General features: G+C 37.9%; 2 protein-coding genes and 1 pseudogene. All 3 read right to left on the bottom strand.

Going from position 1 to position 4024, the window contains the following annotated elements:
- A pseudogene (locus CWB66_RS14275) lies at positions 1-132 on the bottom strand (IS4 family transposase); the annotation flags it as partial.
- A 775-nt stretch (positions 133-907) separates the two neighbouring features.
- On the bottom strand, positions 908-1168 hold the full coding sequence (locus CWB66_RS14270) for a hypothetical protein (protein ID WP_138585899.1): 261 nt from the start codon (positions 1166-1168) through the stop codon (positions 908-910).
- A 372-nt stretch (positions 1169-1540) separates the two neighbouring features.
- The gene (mrcB, locus tag CWB66_RS14265) at positions 1541-3886 is read right to left on the bottom strand and encodes a penicillin-binding protein 1B (protein ID WP_138585898.1); all 2346 of its coding nucleotides are present in this window, start codon (positions 3884-3886) and stop codon (positions 1541-1543) included.
- Positions 3887-4024 lie beyond the last annotated feature (138 nt).

Below are 4024 nucleotides of genomic sequence, written 5' to 3'. Positions count from 1 at the left end.
TTTTCGTAGTGTAACGGTTTCGGTCAGCGCATAGGCTTCTTCGATAAGGGATAAAGGGAGTAAATCTGCAAGTGTTTCAACGTCATTAGGTTTGATGTTGTTAATAATATCGAGAGCATTAGAAAGTTGCATAAAAAAATCCGAATTCTACAAAAGAATTCGGATTCTTACATACCTAGAAGATCGTTCAAGTGCTATTAACTATTTCTTAAATGATCGGCATTACTACTATTAGGCTAAGATTTACTCGCACCCTGAGCTCTGGATAGTAAAGTTCTTAAATACATTTTCCCTGTGTAGAAATATCCAACAACGCTCGCTTTCCTCCTGTTTTAGCGTGGCTGGTACTATCCCCAGCCACGCTAAAACATGACAACCACTCGTAAACGCTTATCATCTCCAATACTTGGATAAAAAGCAGTAGCGACAATGGGCCCGATAATTATCATCGTAATCAGTCACTGACAAGTTTCATTTTTTTATATCAAACTTTACTATGAACCGACTTAATGGTCTTAGTGCTAGAGGCATTTTGCGATTAGGTGCCTGCTCATTAGCAAGGTTTAAGCTCAGCTTAGAGCGTTGACTCAGTTAATTGTTTGATAAGTAATGTAAGTACACCATCTTTACCGTTTAGTTTTTTATCTGATTGAAGCGCTTTAATGGCATCTTCGAAATTGAATTGATTTGTCATGTGCCATTCCTGTTTTTATAAGTTTAATTAAGTGACACAGATTCTTGAACACTCCCTTGCACCACCGTCTGGAATTAGGCGGACACAATTGCTTGATAATCGAACTACCATATAAAATATCAGTCAAATTAATGGCTAAACATATGGGTGTTATAACTGGTTAACTGTTATATATTTCAACGTTGGACCTGTCGTATGTTAAAATGATAATTGCTATTGCTGCTCCATTCCCGTAGCTGATAAAACTGAAGTTCTTAAAAGTTCATCAGCACGTTTTTTTTCTCTTTGTCGTTGCTCTGCTGTAGTACAACGCTTTCGCTTTAGCTTTGAACCTGTTACAGCTTCCATATCGCACTTATAATTTTTCTTAATTGCTGCATGTTGTCCGGCTGCACTTTCGTCATCAGCTTTATTTGGCGTACTACTACAAGCCGCGATTAACACTAAGAGTATAAATAAAACACTTGTTTTCATCTTTTTACTTAAAAATATTATTGTACATTAAAAAACAGACTAGCTTAAAAAAGGTACAAGTCAACATATTTTTAAAGTGACGGTGATGCAACACATGAAAACTAATGACAATAGTCATAATCCCACTGTTCATCGTACGTCCTGCTCATTGACGTTTCTAGATCATTGTCGAGTAATTGCTTGCTCCATAGAGGGGTAAATACCTTGTAAAAATCATCAACATTGCAAAAAATTCAACTAATTTAATCATAGCTACTCCTTATTTATTCAATCGTTACTGGTCGAAAGATCGGAGCTCGGAACTGGCGTTTAGTTTGGTTCTTAAACGAGATGCAGATTAATTTAAACTTTTCATACGTATTAAATGATTTATTAACAACTTGGTCTAGGTTTAAACTCACTGGCTCTCAAAGGTAATTGAATTACTTTTCCGCAGCCTGGTGGGGCTTGTTTTCCAGTTTGCTCGTTAACAAACGCCCAGCGAATTGATGCTGGCCGTGTATCCGCAATGGCTTGGGGATTAAGTGGTTTTAAATAGCGAATATACGTTTCTAGCGCCCCAACACTGCCAGTTAGTCCCGTACTTTTATTATCGTCTCGACCAAGCCAAGCTACCGTTACCGTGTTTTGATCAAACCCTGCGAACCAGCTATCGCGCAAATCATTACTGGTTCCCGTTTTACCTGCCAGTTGAATTGACGGAAAATGTAAATTTAAGCGTTTAGCAGTACCGTCTTTAGTTACACGCTTCATTGCGTACTTAGTCATGTAAATCGCGTCTTTATCAAATCTGGATTCTGGCTTTACGATATGCTTATAAAGCACTTTGCCTACAGAATTGGTAAGGGCCGATATTGCAGTAAGTTGTCTGTATTCGCCATCTGCAGCTATCGTTGTATATAATTGGGCAACTTCATAACTAGACATTTCAATAGCACCTAAAAGTAGCGATGGGTATTCATCTATTCTCCCCGTCGCACCTAGCCCTTTTAAAGTCTTTGCTACTTGGTCAACACCGACATCAAGCCCTAAATTAACCGCTGGAATATTAATACTATTACTAAATGCTTTATAAAGTGGGATTGCACCACGGTATTGATGATCAAAGTTCTCTGGTTGCCACACATTACCCTGCTCGTTTGTCACCTGTAATGGTGAATCATCAAGCAGTGTAGCTAAATTATAATGCGGTAATTGTAGCGCCGTTAAGTACACTGCGGGTTTAACGAGCGATCCTATATTACGCTTTGTATCTAAAACACGATTAAAGCCCGAGTAACGCACATCACGGCCAGCAACAAGCGCAGATACACCGCCTTTTTCTACGTTAACAGAAATCATCGCAGTTTCTAATTCTTCTGTTTTTGGACGTCTTTCTAAGTACGGTAAACTATTTTTTATCGACTCTTCCATTGCTGTTTGTTTTTGTAGATCAAAATAAGTAAATACTCTCACGCCGGCATCAAGCGTTTGTTTATTTGGTAATAGCTTATTTAATTCTCGATTTACTAGCTCTAAATAGCCTGGGTATGATTTTTGTAAACTTGCTTTCATTGGCGCAATATCAATAGGACGTTTAAGTGATGCGCGATATTCTTTTGTGCTAAGCAGTTTATTTTCTACCATAAGACGCAGAACGAGATCTCGACGTTCCATTGTGCGCTCTTTGTAACGACGAGGGTTGTAATAAGAGGGTCCTTTAACCATTGCCACCAGCAGAGCAATTTGGTCATATTCTAGTTCATCAACGGGTTTAGAAAAATAAAAGTCTGCAGCGAGCCCCATACCGTGCACACCTTGGTTATAAGACTGCCCTAAATAGACTTCATTTAAATACGCTTCTAATATTTGATCTTTTGAATAGCGATAATCCAGAATAAGAGCAATAAAGGCCTCATTTATTTTACGCATTAAAGAACGTTCACGCGTTAAGTAAATATTTTTAGCTAGTTGCTGGGTAAGTGTACTACCGCCTTGAACTGTACGACCTGCGCGTATATTAGTATAAAGCGCCCGTAAAATGGAAAACACCGACACACCATGATGCTCATAAAAATTACGATCCTCAACCACTAATAATGTGTCTTTTAACATGGCTGGAAATTTATCAAGCGACACAAACTCTCTATCTTGTTTAGAATCATTGCCTATACGAGCTATTTGTACCGGCTCTAAGCGAGCACTATTTAAGCGCCTGCCAAACTTATCTTTAATCGTTGCGACTTTTTGCCCTGAAAAACGCAATTCAATAATATGCGACGCTTCAAATCCATCGTAAAACTCAAAATCACGACGATAAATTTTAATACTACTGGCTGTTTTAACAAACTGCCCTGTTCGGCTTAATCTATTAACTGATGAATAATTTAGACGTTCAAGTTCCCATATTACTTCTTGGCTTGATAAAAATTGTCCTGGATAAAATGCCATTGACCGCGCATAAACTTGCGCTGGAAGTTGCCATTTATTTCCTTCAAATTGACGTGTTATTTTTGAATCTAGATAAATAAAATACATTGCCATGGCAATAAAAACAGCCAAACTTAGCTTCCAAAACACTGACCATATTTTTTTCATGAAAGAGCGTTGAAGCGTTTTTTTTGCTGCTTTTTTAGTGCTTTTTGAAGTTTTTGAGGTTCTTTTCTTTGCCGTGCCTGATGGTTTACTCACACGTTTAGTTGCAGGTTTACTGGTAGGTATTTTTTTATTATCAGCCATTTAAGTGTAATTTATTCCAAGGTTATTCACGAGTGTGAGCTTAGCATATTGAATATACCCTAACATCCGAAAAGTTAACCCTTCCTGAAACAAAAAAAGCTCTTCCTAGGTAGAGCTCTGTCTCTTATACACAAGTCT

The sequence above is a fragment of the Pseudoalteromonas sp. S558 genome, from assembly GCF_005886635.1.
GTDB classification, from domain to species: Bacteria; Pseudomonadota; Gammaproteobacteria; order Enterobacterales; family Alteromonadaceae; genus Pseudoalteromonas; species Pseudoalteromonas aliena.
The sequence above is the reverse complement of the archived record's forward strand: the minus strand, read 5'-3'. Positions and strand labels throughout refer to the sequence as shown.